Source organism: Bradyrhizobium sp. (genome assembly GCF_030654605.1).
Lineage (GTDB): Bacteria > Pseudomonadota > Alphaproteobacteria > Rhizobiales > Xanthobacteraceae > Bradyrhizobium.
In genome coordinates, this window is sequence record NZ_JAURXB010000086.1 from 1 (window position 1) to 2,672 (window position 2,672).

At 67.5% G+C, this 2,672-nt stretch carries 2 protein-coding genes and 1 pseudogene; 1 reads left to right on the top strand and 2 read right to left on the bottom strand.

The window, feature by feature from the left end; translation table 11 throughout:
• Positions 1–956 (bottom strand): annotated as a pseudogene (locus tag Q7U29_RS09155) (hypothetical protein); the annotation flags it as partial.
• 75 nt (positions 957–1,031) lie between these two features.
• Between Q7U29_RS09155 and Q7U29_RS09160 the strand changes: the two are divergent.
• Positions 1,032–2,231, top strand: coding sequence for an MFS transporter (locus Q7U29_RS09160; protein WP_304740625.1), 1,200 nt, complete (start codon positions 1,032–1,034; stop codon positions 2,229–2,231).
• On the opposite strand, the gene Q7U29_RS09165 is transcribed toward Q7U29_RS09160, so the two are convergent.
• Positions 2,201–2,672, bottom strand: a 472-nt coding sequence (locus Q7U29_RS09165) for an enolase C-terminal domain-like protein (protein ID WP_304740627.1), incomplete at its 5' end; no start/stop codon positions are given. The two genes, Q7U29_RS09160 and Q7U29_RS09165, sit on opposite strands and share 31 nt — an antisense overlap.

Below are 2,672 nucleotides of genomic sequence, written 5' to 3' on the forward strand. Positions count from 1 at the left end.
TCCGCGGCCATTTCGAGCGCGATCATGTCGAGGATCGCGTCGTCATTGGCTTCATTTTGGGCTTCGTCGGCTTCGCTGGTCAGGCCCTCCGGCTCAACCACCATGTCAGCGGTCTCCGCCATGGCGTGCACGGTCTCGACCGCGACGTCGGCGCTCTCCGCCATCGCGTCGACCGTCTCGATCGTTGAGTCTGCGGTCTCGAGCGTTGCGTCGGTGGTTTCCGCCATCACTTCCGCGGCTTCCGCCGTCGCGATGGCTTGTTCGGCCAGCACCGACGAAGCTCTCACCGTGGCTTCGGAGTCGTCGGCAGGGGCCGCGGCTGCGGTCTCCAGCGGCTCCACCAGGGCGGCGAGCATTTCATCCGAGGGGGCGGGCGGGGCCGCGGCCGACGGGCTGTCTTCCGCCGCGGCTTGCGGCGATGCGGGGGCGGCCTCGTGGCCGCCGAGTTCCGCGAGCTGTCGCTCGATGACGTCGAACGCGCTCAAGGGATTGATCGATGCGATCTCGCCGCAGGCCTCGTCGATGGCGTTGATCTGGGAATCGATCAGGTCGCAAATACGTCCGTCGGCACCGATCTCGCGCCAGCGCCAGGCGATTTCCCGGATGATCCGGCTGCCCTTGCGGACCGGCCCGAGCTTTTCCTCCAGCGCGAGGCCGTCGAGCGCGGCGACCCGGGCCTCATCGACCGCGCCGCGGATCGCGGCCAGCGCCTCCTTGAGCCCATCGTCGGGGGCCGGCTGGGGTTGCCGCTGGGCGGCGAGGTTTTCCTCGAGCCGCGCCACCGCCTCCAGCACCATGCTGGTGTCGGCATTGCGGTTGCGCTTGGCGTATTCGCCGAGAAACCAGCGGCCCCGCGAGGTCTCCATGAACGCCTTGCTGATCGCGTCATAGTCTTCCTCGCTCGGCTGGGCAGCGCGAGCGGAGATCGGAGACAGCGCAAATGCTTCGTCGGCCATGCAAGACTCACCGCGCAAATGTCAGCGCGTTGCGTTAACGATCATCACGATATCGAGCGAATCGCAATTGAATTGATGCCGAGCGAATCACAAATCCCCACCGCATCTCAAGCGGCCTCCAGGCGATTCGCCATGCGGCTGGCGCTGTTTTACGGCACGCTGTTCGGCCTCGTCGGCACCCATCTGCCGTTTTTCACGGTATGGCTGAAGGCGGTCGGCATCGACGCCTCCTGGATCGGAATCATCTCGGCGGTGCCATCCGTGACGCGCTTTACGGTGCTGCCGTTCATCACCGGCCTTGCCGAAAGGCGCCAGGCGCTGCGCGGCACCCTGATCGTGGCGGCGTTTGCGACCGCGCTCGGGTTGGCCCTGGTCGGAACCCAGCATTTGCCGCTTGCGGTATTCCTGATCTACGTCGTCACCTCGGGCCTGTGGACCTCGATGACGCCGCTGACCGACGCCTATGCGCTGCGCGGCGTGGCGCGTTACGGGCTGAATTACGGGCCGCTGCGGCTGTGGGGCTCGGCAGCTTTCGTGGCCGGCGCGCTGGCCTGCGGGCTATTGGTCGACCTGATCGCCGCCGAACAGCTGATCTGGGTGATCGCGTCGGTGGCGGCGCTCGGCGCGCTCGTCAGCCTCGGGCTGCAGCCGCTGGACAGTCCGAGAACAGCGGCAACGGCCATGCAAGGCTCCACCGCGCTGCTGCGCGATCCCGGCTTTCTCGCCATCATCGCCACCTCGGCGCTGATCCAGGGCAGCCACGCCGCCTATTACGTGTTCGCGTCGATCGCCTGGCAGCAGTCGGGACTCGGCGGGCTGACCATCGCCGGGCTCTGGTCGCTCGGCGTGCTTGCCGAGATCGTGGTGTTCGCGCTGTCGCCGCGATTCAAGCTGCATCCGTCGCGGCTGGTGGTGATCGCGGCCCTGTGCGCGGTCGCGCGCTGGTCGATCGCCGCGCAGGATCCGCCGATCGCCGTGCTCGCCGTCGTGCAGCTGGCGCACGGCCTGACCTTCGGGCTGACCATGGTCGGCACCATGGGCCTGATGGTGCGGCATGTTCCGATTCAGACGATGGCGCGGGGGCAGGGGTATCTTGCGGCCTGCACCGGCATCGTCACCTCGATCGCGTCGATCTCCTCCGGGATGATCTTCGCCCGCTACGGCCAGGGTGTCTATTACCTGATGGCGGCGATGGCGCTGTCAGGCGGCCTCATCATGTGGCTGGCGCGGCATCGGCTTTCCCATCATCCCCACAGCGCCGCCTCGGGCGGATAGACCAGGCTGCCGTCGTAGCGCAGGCCGCCGTCGCGGTCGCGCGCCAGCAGCAGCGGGCCATCGAGGTCGACGAAGCGGGCCTGTCGCGCCAGCAGCATCGCCGGCGCCATCGCCAGCGAAGTCGCGACCATGCAGCCGACCATGATTTCGAATCCGAGCGCCTGCGCCGCGTCGGCCATGACAAGCGCCTCGGTCAGCCCGCCGCTCTTGTCGAGTTTGATATTCACGGCGTCGTAGCGGTCACGAAGTCCATCGAGCGATATCCGGTCATGAACGCTTTCGTCGGCGCAGACGGCGACCGGCCTGCGGCCGATCCGCGCCAGCGCGCCATCCTGCCCGGCCGGCAGCGGCTGCTCCACCAGCGTGACACCCATCGCGGCGCATTCGGCGAGATTTTGTTCCAGATTGTGCGGCGTCCAGGCCTCATTGGCATCGACGATG

Excerpts from the sequence above, each read along its gene's own strand:
- Q7U29_RS09160 (WP_304740625.1), top strand. The coding sequence starts at position 1,032 with ATGCCGAGCGAATCACAAATCCCCACCGCATCTCAAGCGGCCTCCAGG.